This is a genomic window from Pseudarthrobacter sp. H2 (assembly GCF_050157045.1).
GTDB lineage: Bacteria > Actinomycetota > Actinomycetes > Actinomycetales > Micrococcaceae > Arthrobacter.
This window is the reverse complement of sequence record NZ_CP189594.1, coordinates 2,762,009-2,777,219: the sequence shown is the minus strand read 5'-3', so window position 1 is coordinate 2,777,219 and position 15,211 is coordinate 2,762,009. Positions and strand designations below refer to the sequence as shown.

General features: G+C 69.1%; 13 protein-coding genes. 9 read left to right on the top strand and 4 right to left on the bottom strand.

Features of this window, described 5'->3' with window-relative positions:
- The first annotated feature begins 61 nt into the window (after positions 1-61).
- The 5 genes from ligA to ACQCSZ_RS13140 all read left to right on the top strand — a co-directional run bounded on the left by ligA (position 62) and on the right by ACQCSZ_RS13140 (position 4,894).
- Positions 62-2,389, top strand: coding sequence for an NAD-dependent DNA ligase LigA (gene ligA, locus ACQCSZ_RS13160; RefSeq protein ID WP_427004220.1), 2,328 nt, complete (start codon positions 62-64; stop codon positions 2,387-2,389).
- Complete coding sequence (locus ACQCSZ_RS13155; protein ID WP_427004219.1) at positions 2,386-3,216, top strand: inositol monophosphatase family protein; 831 nt, start codon at positions 2,386-2,388, stop codon at positions 3,214-3,216. The genes ligA and ACQCSZ_RS13155 overlap by 4 nt, the downstream gene beginning before the upstream one ends.
- A 58-nt stretch (positions 3,217-3,274) precedes the next feature.
- Complete coding sequence (locus tag ACQCSZ_RS13150; protein ID WP_427004218.1) at positions 3,275-3,778, top strand: GNAT family N-acetyltransferase; 504 nt, start codon at positions 3,275-3,277, stop codon at positions 3,776-3,778.
- Positions 3,779-3,859: 81 nt separating this feature from the next.
- Positions 3,860-4,381, top strand: coding sequence for a hypothetical protein (locus ACQCSZ_RS13145; RefSeq protein WP_427004217.1), 522 nt, complete (start codon positions 3,860-3,862; stop codon positions 4,379-4,381).
- Between the two features lie 129 nt (positions 4,382-4,510).
- A complete protein-coding gene (locus tag ACQCSZ_RS13140) occupies positions 4,511-4,894 on the top strand; it encodes a RidA family protein (RefSeq protein ID WP_427004216.1) in 384 nt (127 codons plus the stop codon).
- Positions 4,895-4,973: 79 nt separating this feature from the next.
- Here ACQCSZ_RS13140 and ACQCSZ_RS13135 read toward each other — a convergent pair whose 3' ends face one another.
- Positions 4,974-5,645 carry a response regulator gene (locus tag ACQCSZ_RS13135; protein WP_427004215.1) on the bottom strand — a complete coding sequence of 224 codons (672 nt, stop codon included), beginning with the start codon at positions 5,643-5,645 and terminating at the stop codon, positions 4,974-4,976.
- On the bottom strand, positions 5,638-7,332 hold the full coding sequence (locus ACQCSZ_RS13130) for an ATP-binding protein (RefSeq protein ID WP_427008331.1): 1,695 nt from the start codon (positions 7,330-7,332) through the stop codon (positions 5,638-5,640). The genes ACQCSZ_RS13135 and ACQCSZ_RS13130 overlap by 8 nt, the downstream gene beginning before the upstream one ends.
- Before the next feature lie 210 nt (positions 7,333-7,542).
- On the opposite strand from ACQCSZ_RS13130, the gene ACQCSZ_RS13125 reads away from it, so the two are divergent.
- The 4 genes from ACQCSZ_RS13125 (at position 7,543) to gatB (ending at position 12,530) form a co-directional block, all read left to right on the top strand.
- Positions 7,543-9,003 (top strand): CitMHS family transporter, encoded by a 1,461-nt coding sequence (locus ACQCSZ_RS13125; RefSeq protein ID WP_427004214.1) that lies wholly within the window; start codon positions 7,543-7,545, stop codon positions 9,001-9,003.
- A 134-nt stretch (positions 9,004-9,137) separates the two neighbouring features.
- On the top strand, positions 9,138-9,434 hold the full coding sequence (gene gatC, locus ACQCSZ_RS13120; RefSeq protein WP_211878051.1) for an Asp-tRNA(Asn)/Glu-tRNA(Gln) amidotransferase subunit GatC: 297 nt from the start codon (positions 9,138-9,140) through the stop codon (positions 9,432-9,434).
- 4 nt (positions 9,435-9,438) lie between these two features.
- Complete coding sequence (gene gatA / locus ACQCSZ_RS13115) at positions 9,439-11,022, top strand: Asp-tRNA(Asn)/Glu-tRNA(Gln) amidotransferase subunit GatA (RefSeq protein WP_427004213.1); 1,584 nt, start codon at positions 9,439-9,441, stop codon at positions 11,020-11,022.
- Complete coding sequence (gene gatB, locus ACQCSZ_RS13110) at positions 11,022-12,530, top strand: Asp-tRNA(Asn)/Glu-tRNA(Gln) amidotransferase subunit GatB (protein WP_427004212.1); 1,509 nt, start codon at positions 11,022-11,024, stop codon at positions 12,528-12,530. Before gatA ends, gatB begins: the two co-directional genes overlap by 1 nt.
- Before the next feature lie 94 nt (positions 12,531-12,624).
- Here the strand turns inward: gatB and ACQCSZ_RS13105 are convergent, their stop codons facing one another.
- Together ACQCSZ_RS13105 and ACQCSZ_RS13100 are read right to left on the bottom strand one after the other, a co-directional pair.
- On the bottom strand, positions 12,625-13,917 hold the full coding sequence (locus tag ACQCSZ_RS13105; RefSeq protein WP_427004211.1) for an MFS transporter: 1,293 nt from the start codon (positions 13,915-13,917) through the stop codon (positions 12,625-12,627).
- A 28-nt stretch (positions 13,918-13,945) separates the two neighbouring features.
- Positions 13,946-15,169 carry a M20 metallopeptidase family protein gene (locus tag ACQCSZ_RS13100; protein ID WP_427004210.1) on the bottom strand — a complete coding sequence of 408 codons (1,224 nt, stop codon included), beginning with the start codon at positions 15,167-15,169 and terminating at the stop codon, positions 13,946-13,948.
- Between the last annotated feature and the right edge of the window lie 42 nt (positions 15,170-15,211).

Below are 15,211 nucleotides of genomic sequence, written 5' to 3'. Positions count from 1 at the left end.
GGCCCTGCTGACCGGACCCTGCTGACCGGACAACGCGCGCGATCTAGGGCAGGATAGGTCTGTGAGCATAGGGAAGACGTCAGCAGGCGCCGACACAGAGCGCGAAGCACAGCGCGAGGAACACAGCCCGGTCGGGGAAATGATCCCTTCCGGGGCCGTCCGCGAAGAGTACGAGGACCTCGTGGAGCAGGTCCGCAAGCACCGTTTCGCGTACTACCAGGAAGATGCGCCGACCATCTCCGACGCCGGGTTCGACGAACTCTTCCGGCGCCTCGAGACGCTCGAGGCCATGCACCCGGAACTGGTGTCCAACGATTCCCCCACCCAGGAGGTCGGCGGCGAGGTGTCCGCCGCGTTCGCCGCCGTCGAACACCTGCAGCGCATGTACAGCCTGGAGGATGTCTTCTCCCTCGAGGAGCTGGAGGCCTGGATCGCCAAGGCGGAAGCAAACGTCACCCGGCTCGGCAACGGGACGCCGTCGTGGCTGACCGAACTGAAGATCGACGGCCTGGCCGTCAACCTGCTCTACCGCGACGGCAAGCTGATCCGCGCCGCCACCCGCGGGGACGGCACCACGGGTGAGGACATCACCCACAACGTCCTGACCATCAAGGAAATCCCGCAGCAGCTCACCGGCGGCAACTTCCCGGCCGAGATGGAGGTCCGGGGCGAGGTTTTCATCCCGTCCCAGGCCTTCGCCGACTTCAACGAGGCCCTGATCGAGGCCGGCAAGGCGCCGCTGGCCAACCCCCGCAACGCCGCCGCCGGCTCGCTGCGGCAGAAGGATCCCGCGGAAACCGCCAAGCGGCCGCTGCGGATGTACGTGCACGGCATCGGCGCCCGCGAGGGACTGGAAACGGTCAGCCAGTCGGACACTTACCGCCAGCTTGCCGAGTGGGGGCTGCCCACCAGCCCGTACTTCGAGGTCCTTCCCGGGCTGAAGGAGGTGCTGGAATTCATCACCCGTTACGGGGACAAGCGGCACAGCCTGGCGCATGAAATCGACGGCATCGTGGTCAAGGTGGACGATTTCGCCACGCAGCGGGCGCTCGGCTACACCACCCGCGTGCCGCGCTGGGCCGTGGCCTACAAGTACCCGCCCGAGGAAGTGCACACCAAGCTGCTGGACATCGCGGTCAATGTGGGCCGCACCGGCCGCGTCACCCCTTACGGCGTGATGGAACCGGTCAAGGTGGCCGGGTCCACCGTGGAAATGGCCACCCTTCACAACCAGGAGGTCGTCAAGGCCAAGGGCGTGAAGATCGGCGACATCGTGGTGCTCCGCAAGGCCGGGGACGTCATCCCGGAGATCGTCGGGCCGGTCCTGGCCCTGAGGGACCAGCAGGTTCCGCCGGTGCGGGACTTCGTCATGCCCACCGAATGCCCTGCCTGCGGCACCCCCCTGGCGCCGGCCAAGGAGGGGGACGTGGACATCCGCTGCCCCAATTCCCGCTCCTGCCCTGCGCAGCTGCGCGAACGCGTCTTCCACCTGGCAGGGCGCGGCGCCTTCGACATCGAGGCCCTCGGCTGGGAGGCAGCCATCGCCCTGACCCAGCCGGCCGAGCCGGAAACTCCGCCGCTCACCACCGAGGCCACGCTCTTCCGGCTCAAATCCGAAGACCTCGCCAACGTCCGGATCCGGCGCGAAAAGCGGTCCAAGGGCGTGGCCACGGGCGAGTTTGAGCTTGTGCCGTACTTCTACAGCAAGGGCACGGCCAAGGCGCCGTCCAAGCCGACGGCGACCACGGACAAGCTGTTCCGTGAACTGGACAAGGCCAAGACCCAGCCCCTCTGGCGGGTCCTGGTGGCACTCTCCATCCGGCACGTCGGGCCGCGGGCTTCCCGTGCGCTGGCGACGGCGTTCGGCAGCATGGACGCCATCCGGCAGGCCTCCGAGGAGGAACTGGCCCATGTCGACGGCGTGGGCCCGGTGATCGCCGCCGCGCTGACGGAATGGTTTGCCGAGGACTGGCACCGCGAGATCGTGGACAGCTGGGCCGCCGACGGCGTGCGGATGGCCGACGAACGCGACGAGTCGATGCCGCGGACCCTGGCGGGGCTGACCATCGTGGTCACCGGCAGCCTCGAGGGCTTCAGCCGGGACGAGGCCAAGGAAGCCATCCTGATCCGCGGCGGCAAGGCGGCCGGGTCGGTCTCGAAGAACACGAGCTACGTGGTGGCGGGCGACAACGCCGGCACCAAGCTGGATAAGGCCGCGCAGCTGGGCGTCCCGGTCCTGGACGAGGACGGTTTCCGCGCCCTGCTCGCCGACGGCCCGGCCCCGGTGGCGTCCGCCGGCGGCGGGTCCGACGGCGGCCCGGCCGAGGATGACGCCGGCGCCGCCGGTCACGACGGCGGGGAAGGTCACCGCGAGGGGGTGGGCGAATGAGCGCCGATTCCGGCATCCGGCCCGATCCCGCGGTTTTCCTGGAACTGGCCAAGGCGGCTGCGGCGGCGGGGGCGGCGGTCCTGGCCACCCGCACCCCGGGCGCCCTGGACGTCAGCAACAAAGGCGATTCCGGGGACTGGGTGACCGCGTTCGACCTCGCCGCGGAAGCCGCCGTGCGGGACGTCATCACCGCCGCCCGGCCGCTGGACACCATCACGGGGGAGGAAGGCGGCACCGTCCTTCCGGCCACGCCGAGCGGCTACCGCTGGTCGATCGACCCGCTCGACGGCACCACGAACTTCATCCGGAACATCGTCTACTACGGCACCTCGGTGGCCGTGGCGGACCCCGACGGCGTCTGGCTGGCCGGCGTCGTCAACGCCCCGGCGCTGGGCCGGACCTACTACGCGACCCGCGGCCGCGGCGCGTGGCTCGAGGAGAACGGGCGGCGGACCCGGCTCAACGGTCCCGTCCCCGGACGCACCGGACAGATCCTGGCCACCGGGTTCAGCTACGATCCGGCCGTCCGGGCGGAACAGGCGGCCAGCCTCGCCGGCATCATGGAGGGCTTCGCCGACGTGCGCCGGCTCGGCTCCGCGGCGCTGGACCTGTGCCTCGTGGCCGACGGCACCCACGACGCGTACGGCGAACTCGGCCTCAACGAACACGACTTCGCCGCAGGCGCCCTGATCGCCGAAGAGGCGGGCTGCTGGGTGCGGCGCCCACGGCTGACGAGCCCGCTGGCCGGCGGGCCCTCGGACGAGGAACGGCTGGCCTCCTGGACCTGCGCGGGGACGCTGGAGCTCTCCGGCACATTCCCGCTCTGACCGGGTCCCCTCAGGCCCTGTCCGCTCAGGCCCTGGCGGCGGCCCGTACCATGGACAGGTGCATCCCCCGATCCTCATCCGTCCCGCTGTTCCGGGAGATTGCGCCGCCATTGCCCGCATCACCCGGGACGCCTACCTGGCCGCGGGCTACTTTGCCAGCGCCGACCACCCCTACATGCGGCAGATCCAGGACGTCGAGGCGCGGGCTGCGAGGGCCACCATCTGGGTGGCGGAACGCGCCGGCCAGATTGTAGCGTCCGTGACGCTCGCCGTGGCGGGGGAGCCCTACGCCGACATTGCGCAAAGCGACGAGCTGGAGTTCCGCATGCTCGTCATCGATCCGGCCGTCCAGCGCAGCGGTGCCGGCCAGGCCATGATCCATGCCATCCTCGAGCATGCCAGGTCGCTGCCCGGGATCACGGCCGTGGCACTGACCACCGGCGAGGGCTGGGACAGCGCCCACGGACTGTACCGGAAGACAGGCTTCCACCGTGTCCCGGAACGGGACTGGCTCGTGCCGGGCACCGCCATCAGGCTGCTCGTGTACCGGCAGGACGTTTAGCCGGGCTTCCGGGCACCGGGGCGCCCCTGTAGGGTTTTTCCCAACCGCAGCGCCCGGGCATCACGCACCTTGGAGGGTTTCATGGCACCGCACATCCCCGACTCGATCGACGCGAAGCTGCTGGGCCTCTACCTCTCGGACCACCTGACCGGCGCCACCGCCGGCGTCTCCCGGATCGGGCGCATGGCGGAGGCCTTCGCCGACACCCCGGTCGCCGCCGAGCTCGCACAGCTCAGCGCGGCACTCCGCCGTGAACGGGAGCTGCTCCGCGGCCTGATCCACGACCTCGGCGTGCGGCAGCGGCCGCACCGCCAGGCGGCCGCCTGGCTGGCCGAACGGGTCGGCCGGCTCAAACTGAACGGACGGATTGTGCGGCGTTCGCCGCTGACCATGGTCCTGGAGGCTGAACTGATGCGGTCCGCGGTGATGGGCAAACTCGGCGGCTGGGAGACCCTGCAGGAACTGGCGCCCGGGCTCGGGCTCGATCCGGCCACCTTCGCCACCCTCGCCGCGGACGCCCGGTCCCAGATCGAAACCCTCGGCCGGGTCCACGGGCACGCCCGCCGCAACGCCTTCAGGAAGCACGGGGACATCAGCACCTGACCTGGGTGCGCCTTGCCGGGTGCACCTGGCCGAGTGCGTCTGGCCGACACAAAGCCGGTGGTTTTACCGGCCGGACGTCCGGCCGACCTAAAGTGGTGCCGACTCCAAACGAACCGCGAAAGGCACACCATGCGCAAGACATTCGGCACCGGCTCCACCTGGGAAGAGACAGTCGGCTACTCCCGGGCCGTCCAGGTTGACAACACCCTCTACATCTCCGCCACCGCGGCCAGCGGCGAGGACGGCGTCGTCGGCGGGGACTTCTACACGCAGACCCGCTACATCCTGGAAAAGCTGGGCACCGTGCTGGCGGACGCCGGGTTCGACTTCGCCGACGTCGTGCAGTCCAAGCTGTACCTGACGGATATCAGCCAGTGGGAGGAAGCCGGACGCGCCCACGGCGAGGTCTTCGGCGCGATCCGCCCCGCGCTCGCCCTGGTCCACGTGCTGCCGTTCCTGGACCCCAAGATGCTGGTCGAGATCGAACTCGTCGCCCAGAAGAGCGTCAGCTAGCCACCAACGCGGGGTCACTTACGGCCCATCCCGCCGCGCCGGATGGGCCGTAAGTGACCCCGCGTTGCTTGGTGGGGGCTCAGCGGCCGGTCCGTGCCGGCAGCCCGTAGCGGTGTTCCGGCCGCCCGGTGGTGCCGTAGCGCAGCTGGATGTCGACGGCGCCGTCGTCCGCCAGCGAGGACAGGTACCGCTGCGCGGTGGCCCGGGAGACCCCGACCCGCGCGGCGACCTCCGCTGCCGAATACTGCTCGCCCGGCACGAGGGACTCCAGCACCGCGGCCTCGGTGGCGGACCGGGGCTTGGCCGACGCCGTGACGTCACCGGGGATCAGGGCACGCTTCGCGCGCTCCACCGTGTCCTGGTCCGCCGCCCCCGGCTGGGCGAGGATGCGTCGGTACCGGGCATAGGAGCGCAGCTGCTGGGAGAGGGCCTCCGCCGTGAAGGGCTTGAGCAGGTAGCCCAGCGCCCCGCGCCGGAACGCGGACCGGAGGGACGCCGTGTCCGAGGCCGCGCTGAGGATCACGGTGTCCACGTCCAGCTGGCCGAGCAGATCCAGCCCCGAGGCATCCGGCAGGTAGACATCCAGCAGCACCAGGTCCGGGCGGAGACTGTGGATGGCCTGCAGCGCCTGCGACGCCGAGCCGGCCGGCGGAAGGGCCAGGAATCCCGCCACCGAATCCACATAGGCCGCATGCAGCTTGGCGACGTGGAAGTCGTCATCCACAATCAGCACCCTGAAATCCTCAGGCATTGTCGTCCCTCCGCATTGAATCCGACGTCGTCCCCGGCAGTGTGGCGACGAACACCGCGCCCGGCCCGCCGGGGGAGCCCGGGTCCAGCAGCCGCACGTCGCCGCCGCGGCGGCGCGCGAGCTGGCGCGCGAGGGCGAGGCCCAGCCCCTGGCCGGCGCCGGCACGGACGGGCCGTTCCGACGTCGTGAATCCCTCCGCGAACACGGCGTCCTCTGCGGTCGCTGCGGCGGCGGGCAGCCCGTCGCCGGAATCGCCGACGACGATGTGCAAGGTTCCCTTTACAGTGCCAGTGCCGGCGTCGTCACCCGGTTCGTCGAGGATCTCGACCTCCACCCAGCGTTCTGCTGCCGAGCCGGCGACGGCGGCATTGACGGCATTGTCGATCAGGTTGCCCAGGACGGTGGTGACCTCCTGGGGTTCGGTAACGCGGCCGCGGACCAGGGTTTCGGGCCCGAGCCGCAGCGTGACACCGCGCTCGTCGGCTTCCACGCCCTTGGCCCCGAGGAAGGCCTGGAGGTAGGGGTCCTGGAGCAGCTCGGCCTGGTCCACGGGGAACTTCAGCGGGCCGGTGGCCACCAGCCCTGCCAGATAGTCCCGGGCCTGCTGGTGCTGCCCCATGCTCATGAAGCCGGCGATCGTGTGCAGCTGGTTGGCGAACTCGTGCCGCTGGGCGCGGAGGGCCGTGGACATGGTGCCGACGGCGTCGAGCTGGCGGGTCAGCTGCTGGAGCTCGGTGCGGTCCCGCAGCATGACCACCCAGCCCAGGTCCTCCCTGCCGTGCAGGGCCTTGCGGGCACTCGCCACCAGCACCCTGCCGCCGGCAACGAGCTCCACCGCGTCGCCCTCCGCCGCGTCAGCCCTGGTCAGCGCCAACAGCCGGGCGGGCACGGGAGCCTCGGCCCACGGTTTTCCGGCCAGGTCGGGGCCGCCGAGGAGCCGCCGGGCCGCGGCGTTGAAGACGCTGATCCGGCCGTCCGCGGAGACGCCGATCACGCCGTCGTCCACACCCTGGAGCACGGCAACCTGGTCGTGGACCAGGGTGCTGATTTCCTCCGGTTCCAGCCCCAGGGTCAGCCGTTGCAGCCGCCGTCGCAGCAGGAAGGACGCCAGGATCCCGACGAGCAGGGCCCCGGCGGCCGTCAGGGCGATCGGATCGATGTCCCGGGCAAGGCTCTGCCCGATCGTTTCCGTGGAGTAGCCCACGCTCACCTCGCCCACCACGGTGGCGGAGCCCGGGGCGAACACGGGAACCTTGGCGCCGGCGGACGGGCCCAGCGTGCCGGTGTTGCGGGTGGTGACTTCCCGGCCGGACAGCGCCTCGGAGGGGTCGGTGCTCACCTTCTCGCCCAGCCGCTCGGCGTCCGGGTGCGCCAGCCGCAGGCCCGCCTCATCCGTGATCACGACGAACAGGGCGCCGGTGCGGGCCCGGGCGCCCTCGGCGACGGCCATCAGCGGTCCGGCCAGCAGCTCGGAGGCCGGGGGAGTGCCGGGCAGCGCACTGATGGACTCCACCGCCGCCCGCACCGACGGATCCGAGGCCACGGTCCGGGCCAGGGTGAGGGCCTGGTTTTCCGCCTCGCGTCCCAGCCGGTCGTAGGTCAGCCAGGCATGGACGGCGCCGCTGAGGAGCGCCACGAGCGCCACGACCGCCAACTGCAGCAAAAGTGTCTGGGTGGAAAAGCGCAGGGCCGTGCGGCCTTTGAGCGGCTTGATGGCGGCCCTCCTTCTCAGGGTCTAAAACGCAGTCGAAAAAACCAGTGAGCAAAATGAGCTAAATGCGTCCAATAAGCAGTATGCCAATCAATTGAGGCAAAGACCCGGCCGTGACAGGCGCCACTCTAATGTCTGTAGTGCGCATCACAGCGGTGTGGTGCCGTTCACTATAAGGAGCCGGCCGTGCTGGTATTACTTGGATTCGCCATGATCGCGGTATTCATGGTGCTGATCATGACGAAGAAGTTGACGCCGGTGCTGGCGCTCATCATCGTCCCCACAATTTTCGGACTTTTCGCCGGCGCAGGCCTGGGCATCGGCCCCATGGTCATGGACTCGATGAAGTCCATGACCTCCACCGCCGCGCTGCTGATGTTCGCCATCATCTACTTCGGCCTGATGATCGACGTCGGGCTCTTCGACCCGCTGGTCCGGTTCATCCTGCGCAAGCTCGGCAACGACCCCGCCAAGGTGGTCCTCGGCACCGCGGTCCTCGCGGCCGCCGTTTCACTCGACGGCGACGGCTCCACCACCTTCATCCTGACCACCGCCGCGATGCTGCCGGTCTACCTGCGGCTGAAGATGAGCCCCGTGGTCCTGACCTGTGTCGCCGGCCTGGCCAACGGCACCATGAACATCCTGCCCTGGGGCGGCCCCACCGCCCGCGCCGCAACCGCGCTGAAGCTCGACGTCAACGATGTCTTCGTTCCGATGATCCCGTCCCTCATCGCCGGCCTTGTAGTGGTGTTCGTCTTCTCCTGGCTGCTGGGCCTGCAGGAGCGCAACCGCCTCCGCGCCCTCGCACCGGAGATCTGGGGCGAGGGTGTCGAGTTCGACGGCGGCACCGGCCGCGGCGGTTCCGGCAAGGGCGGCTCGGGCTCGACCCGCGCCGCACGTAAGCCGGGCACCGGCGGAGGCACCGGCGTCGCAGTCCTGGAGCGCACTGAAGTCCTCGTTGCAGACAGTGAGACCGACAACGACACCGCCATGGCGGACACCGCACTGGACCCCAACCGCACCACCCTGCGTCCCAAGCTGTTCTGGTTCAACCTCGGCCTGACGGTCGCAGTCATGGTGACCCTTGTCGCCAACGTCATTCCGCTCCCGTTCGTCTTCATGGTGGGTTCCGCCATCGCCCTGCTGGTCAACTTCCCCAAGGTCAAGGAGCAGGGCGCCCAGCTCATCGCCCACGCCCCCTCGATCGTCGCCGTGGTCAGCATGGTCATGGCGGCCGCAGTCCTCACCGGTGTCCTCAACGGCACGGGCATGGTCAAGGCAATGTCGGAATGGCTCGTCCAGATCATCCCGTCCGACATGGGCCCCTTCATGGCTGTCATCACCGGCGTCCTGAGTATCCCGATGACGTTCTTCATGAGCAATGACGCGTTCTACTTCGGTGTCCTGCCGGTGCTCAGCGAAACCGCGGCCCACTACGGCATCAGCGCCGCCGACATGGCCCGCGCCTCCATCACCGGCCAGCCCTTCCACCTGCAGAGCCCCCTGGTCCCCGCGATCCTGCTGCTCGTCTCCCTCGCCAAGGTGGAGCTGGGCGACCACCACAAGAAGGTCCTCTGGCGCACCGCGGTCATCTCCCTGGTCATGCTCGGAGTAGGAGTAGCAACCGGAGCCATCGGCATCGGCTGACACCCCAAACAACAGCACAAGCAACGCGGGGTCACTTACGGCCCATTCCGGTCCTCCGGATGGGCCGTAAGTGACCCCGCGTTGCTTGTTAGTAGACTGGGACGGAAAATAATCCGAACTTGCAGGGGAGATCCATGGCTGCGATCAACCGCGACGACGTCGCGCATCTTGCGCAACTCGCGCACATCGAGATGAGTGCTGAAGAGCTGGACAGGATGGCCGGCGAACTCGCCGTCATCGTCGAATCGGTGAAATCCGTCAGCGAAGCCGCCGGTGATGATGTCCCGGCCACGTCCCACCCGCTCCCGCTGACCAACGTCTTCCGCGAGGACGTCGTGGGCCACACTTTCACCGCCGAGCAGGCACTCTCCGGCGCCCCGGACGCGTACGAAGGCCGCTTCAAGGTCCCGGCAATCCTGGATGAGGGCTAAGAACATGACTGACAGCACCGAACTGATCCGCTCCTCCGCCGCCGCGCTCGCCGACAGGCTCGCCGCCCGCGAAGTGTCCGCCGTCGAGGTCACCCAGGCGCACCTGGACCGCATCGCCGCCGTCGACGGCAAGATCCACGCCTTCCTGCACGTCAACACGGACGAGGCGCTCGCCGTCGCCGCCGAGGTGGACGCCATCCGCGCCGCCGGCGGTGCCGCCGCCGCGGAGCTCCACGCCCTGGCCGGCGTGCCGATCGCGGTCAAGGACCTCATTGTCACCATCGGCCAGCCCACCACGGCCGGCTCGAAGATCCTCGAGGGCTGGCACAGCCCCTACGACGCCACCGTCGTCGAGCGCCTGCGCGCCGCCCGGATGCCGATCCTGGGCAAGACCAACCTGGACGAGTTCGCGATGGGCTCCTCCACGGAGCACTCCGCGTTCGGGCCCACCCACAACCCGTGGGACCTGGACCGCATCCCCGGCGGCTCCGGCGGCGGTTCCGCTGCCGCCGTCGCGGCCTTCGAGGCCCCGCTGGCCCTCGGCACCGACACCGGCGGCTCGATCCGCCAGCCCGGCGCCGTCACCGGCACCGTCGGCGTGAAGCCCACCTACGGCGGGGTCTCCCGCTACGGCGCGATCGCGATGGCGTCCTCGCTGGACCAGATCGGCCCGGTCTCCCGCACCGTGCTGGACTCGGCCCTGCTGCACCAGGTCATCGGTGGGCACGATCCGCGCGACTCCACCTCGCTGCCGGACCCGCTGGAGGACCTCGTCGCCGCCGCCCGGACCGGCAACGTGGACGGCATGAAGATCGGCATCATCAAGGAACTCCACGGCGAGGGCTACCAGGCCGGCGTCGAGACCCGTTTCAACGAGTCGCTCGAGCTGCTGAAGGCCGCGGGCGCCGAGATCGTCGAGGTCTCCTGCCCCAACTTCAAGTACGCGCTGGGCGCCTACTACCTGATCATGCCGTCCGAGGCCTCCTCGAACCTGGCAAAGTTCGACGGCGTCCGGTACGGCCTGCGGGTCCTGCCCGAAGACGGACCGATGACGATCGAACGGGTCATGGCTGCCACCCGCGCCGCCGGCTTCGGCGACGAGGTCAAGCGCCGCATCATCCTGGGCACGTACGCGCTGAGCGCCGGCTACTACGACGCCTACTACGGCTCGGCCCAGAAGGTGCGCACCCTCATCCAGCGCGACTTCGCCGCCGCGTTCACCAAGGCCGACGTGCTGATCTCCCCGACGGCCCCCACCACGGCCTTCAAGCTCGGCGAGAAGCTCAACGACCCGCTGGCCATGTACCTCAACGACGTCGCCACCATCCCGGCCAACATGGCCGGGATCCCGGGGCTGTCCCTGCCCGGCGGCCTGGCCGACGAGGACGGGCTGCCGGTCGGCATCCAGCTGCTGGCGCCGGCCCGGAAGGACGCCCGGCTGTACCGCGTCGGCGCGGTCCTCGAATCCCTGCTCGAGGCGCAGTGGGGCGGCCCGCTGCTGGACCGTGCCCCTTCGCTGGTTGAGCTTGTCGAAACCCCGGTGGTCGAGCCTGTCGAGACCCTTGTCGGAACCAAGGAGGCAAAATAATGAGCGCTGACGCAACCATCAGCTTCGACGAGGCCATGGAGAAGTACGATCCCGTCCTGGGGTTCGAGGTCCACGTGGAGCTCAACACCAAGACCAAGATGTTCTCCTCCGCGCCGAACGTCTTCGGCGACGAGCCGAACACCAACGTCAACGAGGTGGACCTCGGGATGCCCGGCGTGCTGCCCGTGGTGAACAGGACCGCGATCGAGTCCTCGATCAAGATCGGCCTGGCCCTGAACTGCAAGATTGCTGAATCCTGCACGTTTGCCCGGAAGCAGTACTTCTATCCGGACACTCCCAAAAACTTCCAGACGTCACAGTACGAGGACCCGATCGCCTACGACGGCTACCTGGACATCGAGCTCTCGGACGGGACCATCTTCCGCGTCGAGATCGAACGCGCGCACATGGAGGAGGACGCCGGCAAGCTGACCCACATGGGCGGCGCCACCGGCCGGATCCAGGGCGCGGACTACTCCCTCGTGGACTACAACCGCTCCGGCGTGCCGCTCGTCGAGATCGTCACCAAGCCGATCGAGGGCGCCGGCAGCCGTGCGCCGGAACTGGCGAAGGCCTACGTGGCCGCCGTCCGTGAGATCGTCAAGAACCTCGGCGTCTCGGACGCGAGGATGGAACGCGGCAACGTCCGCTGCGACGCCAACGTCTCGCTGCGCCCGCACGGCCGCGAACGCTTCGGCATCCGCTCCGAGACGAAGAACGTGAACTCCCTGCGCGCCGTCGAACACGCCGTCCGCTACGAGATCCAGCGCCACGGCGCGGTCCTGGACTCCGGTGAGCCGGTCATCCAGGAAACCCGGCACTGGCACGAGGACACCCGCACCACGACGTCCGGCCGGGCCAAGTCCGACGCCGACGACTACCGCTACTTCCCGGAACCCGACCTGGTGCCCATCGTGGCGTCCCGGGAATGGGTCGAGGAACTGCGCGCCACGCTGCCCGAGCCGCCGGCCGCCCGCCGCAAGCGGCTCCAGGCCGACTGGGGCTACTCCGACCTGGAGTTCCGCGACGTCGTCAACGCCGGCGTGATGGACGAGATCGAGGAGACCATCGCCGCTGGCGCCACCCCCGTGGTGGCCCGCAAGTGGTGGATGGGCGAGATCGTCGGACGCGCCAAGAACGCCGACGTCGACCCGGGCCAGCTCGGCGTCGACCCCGCCACCATCGTCGAGCTGAACAGGATGGTCGAGGACGGCAGGATCAACAACAAGATGGCCACCGAGGTCCTCGACGGCGTGCTCGCCGGCGAGGGCACCCCGGCGGACATCGTGGAAAAGCGCGGCCTCGCCGTGGTCTCCGACGACGGCCCCCTGCTCGAAGCCATCGACGCGGCTCTGGCCGCGCAGCCCGGCATCGCGGACAAGATCCGCGGCGGCAAGGTCCAGGCCGTCGGCGCGATCGTCGGCGCCGTCATGAAGGCCACCCGCGGGCAGGCCGACGCCGGCCGCGTGCGCGAGCTGATCCTGGAGCGGCTCGGCGTCGAAGGCTGACGCGCCCCACCCAAGTAACTCGCATTCGTTGTCGTTTTGAGCCCTCAAAACGACAACGAATGCGAGCCAGTTGGGCGGGGCCGGGGCGAAGGGCTTAGTGCGTCAGGTCCTTGCCCTTGGTCTCCGGGATGGTGAAGACAAACCCGATGCTGATGAGCAGCAGGACCACCGCGTAGACGTTGAACAGGGTGGCCTGGCCGATGGTGCCGAGCCAGCTTTGCAGGTACGGGGCCGTGCCGCCGAAGACCGCCACGCAGATGGAGTACGGGATGCCGACGCCGATGGTGCGGATCTTGGTGGGGAAGAGCTCGGCGTAGACGGCCGGGACGATGGCTGCACTGCCCGCGATGAAGAACAGCATCACGGACATGCTCACGGCCAGCTGCCAGGGGGAGTCCTTCAGGAGCCAGGTCATCGGGAAAAACAGCAGCGCGGCGCCGGCGGCGCTCATGATCATGACTGGCTTGCGGCCGATGCGGTCGGACAGCTTGCCCCAGAACGGCAGGGCGGCGATGAAGAGGATGTTGGCGATCACACTGGCCCACAGGGCCTCTCCGCGGTCCATCTTGAGCGTGCTGGCGGCGTAGCTCGGAGTCACAACACCCCAGATGTAGTAGGACACCGTGAGGCCGACGGTCAGGCCGATGACCTGCAGGGCCTGCTTGCGGTGCCTGAAGATCTGCGGCCACATGGGCTCGTGCTTCTCGTCCGGCGCCTCAGCCTCGAAGGCCTCGGTTTCCTTCATGCGGGCACGCATGACCAGGGCGTAGACGCCCATGACCCCGCCGATGAGGAACGGGATGCGCCAGCCCCAGGCGTTCATGTCCGTCTTGCTGAGGACCCCGGTCAGGATGGCGCCCAGCAGCGTGCCGGCGAGGATGCCTACGGTGCCGGAAGTGTAGATGAGCGTCGCCCAGAAGCCGCGCTTTTCCTTGGGGGCCATCTCGGACAGGTACGTCTGCGAAGACGGCAGTTCGCCGCCGTGGGCCAGGCCCTGGATGAGGCGGGCCACCAGCAGCATCACGGAGGCGAAGGCGCCGACGGCCGCGAAGGTCGGCGCGATCCCGATGAGCAGGCTGCCGAGGGCCGCGAGGCCGACGGCGAAGGTCATGGACGTCTTGCGGCCGATCCGGTCGCCGATCCAGCCGAAGACGAAGCCGCCGAAGGGGCGGGCGACGAAGCCGACGGCGAAGATCGCCAGCGTGGAGAGGACGGCCGACGTCGGGTCCGCGTTGCTGAACAGGGCGCCGGCAATGAAGGGCGAGAACGTGGCGTAGATGGCCCAGTCGTACCATTCGACGGCGTTGCCGATGCCGGTGCCGATGAGTGTGCGCAGGTGGGACTTGTGAACCTGGACTGTGGCTGAAGGGCCTACGGTGGCGGTCATGTCGTGCTCCAAGTGGTGGTGGGGATGGTCAGTTGCCGGCGGCGGCAAGGGCCGCGATGCGGGAGACGGCGAGCTCTGCGTAGAGCGCCGCGCCGTCGGACAGGACGCCGTCGTCAAAGGTGGCGTAGGGGGAGTGGTTGAACGGTGTGGCTGTGTGGTCCGCGCCGGGGGCGACGGCACTGAGCCCGATAAAGGTGCCGGGCACCTCCGCCATCACCCGGGAGAAGTCCTCCGAGCCGCTGAGCGGGGTGGCCCAGCGGGTGAGGCGGGATTCGCCGAACAGGTTCGCGATGGTCTTCTCGGCCGTGCGCGTCTCGTCTTCATCCGTGACGCTGAGCGGGTATTCGCCCCGGTAGTCGACGTCCACCTCCAGGCCGTGGGCGGCGGCGATGCCCTTAAGGAGGACCGGAATGGCGGTCATCATCCGTTCCCGGGATGCGTCCGAGAAGGTGCGGATGGTGGCTTCGAAGCGCGCGGATTCGGGGATGACGTTGCGCTTGGTGCCGGCCTGCAGGAGGCCGACGGTGAGGACCACGGGATCGAACATGTTGAACTGGCGGGTGATCATCACCTGCAGGGCCGTCACCATTTCGGCGACGGCCGTGACGGGGTCCTTGGCGGAGTGCGGGGCGGAGCCGTGGCCGCCGGCGCCCAGGACCGTGACGAAGAGCCCGTCCGAGGCGCTCATGATGACGCCCGGCTTGGTGCAGAACTGGGCGTATGGTTCCAGCGCGGAGAACACATGCATGCCGTAGGCGGCGTCGGCCCGGCGGCCGGCTGCGTCCAGGACGCCTTCGCGGATCATGTGGCCGGCGCCGTCGAAACCCTCCTCGCCCGGCTGGAACATCAGGACGACGTCGCCGGCCAGCCGCTCCCGGCGTTCGGCCAGCAGGGTGGCGGCTCCGGCCAGCATCGAGGTGTGGAGGTCGTGGCCGCAGGCGTGCATGGCGCCGTCGATCCTGGAGGAGAACCCGACGCCGGTGCGTTCCTGGACGGGGAGGCCGTCCATGTCCGCGCGCAGCAGGACAACGGGCTTAGCAGCCGTTGCGTGCGGCGCGCCGCCGCGCAGGACCGCGGTGACCGACGTCGTGCTCTTCCCGAGGGTGATCTCAAACGGCAGGCCCTCGAGCGCCTTGAGGACTTTTTCCTGGGTCCGGGGGAGGTCCAGGCCGATCTCCGGCTCCTGATGCAGCTCGTGGCGGAACCGGGCGATATCGCCCTGCAGTTCCTTGGCGTCGGCGGTAATCGACATAAGCTCTCCTGTTTCCTGAACGATCGGTATGTGACCTACTAC

Excerpts from the sequence above, each read along its gene's own strand:
- ACQCSZ_RS13155 (WP_427004219.1), top strand. The coding sequence starts at position 2,386 with ATGAGCGCCGATTCCGGCATCCGGCCCGATCCCGCGGTTTTCCTGGAA.
- ACQCSZ_RS13145 (WP_427004217.1), top strand. The coding sequence starts at position 3,860 with ATGGCACCGCACATCCCCGACTCGATCGACGCGAAGCTGCTGGGCCTC.
- ACQCSZ_RS13140 (WP_427004216.1), top strand. The coding sequence starts at position 4,511 with ATGCGCAAGACATTCGGCACCGGCTCCACCTGGGAAGAGACAGTCGGC.
- ACQCSZ_RS13135 (WP_427004215.1), bottom strand. The coding sequence starts at position 5,645 with ATGCCTGAGGATTTCAGGGTGCTGATTGTGGATGACGACTTCCACGTC.
- gatC (WP_211878051.1), top strand. The coding sequence starts at position 9,138 with ATGGCTGCGATCAACCGCGACGACGTCGCGCATCTTGCGCAACTCGCG.
- gatA (WP_427004213.1), top strand. The coding sequence starts at position 9,439 with ATGACTGACAGCACCGAACTGATCCGCTCCTCCGCCGCCGCGCTCGCC.
- gatB (WP_427004212.1), top strand. The coding sequence starts at position 11,022 with ATGAGCGCTGACGCAACCATCAGCTTCGACGAGGCCATGGAGAAGTAC.
- ACQCSZ_RS13105 (WP_427004211.1), bottom strand. The coding sequence starts at position 13,917 with ATGACCGCCACCGTAGGCCCTTCAGCCACAGTCCAGGTTCACAAGTCC.
- ACQCSZ_RS13100 (WP_427004210.1), bottom strand. The coding sequence starts at position 15,169 with ATGTCGATTACCGCCGACGCCAAGGAACTGCAGGGCGATATCGCCCGG.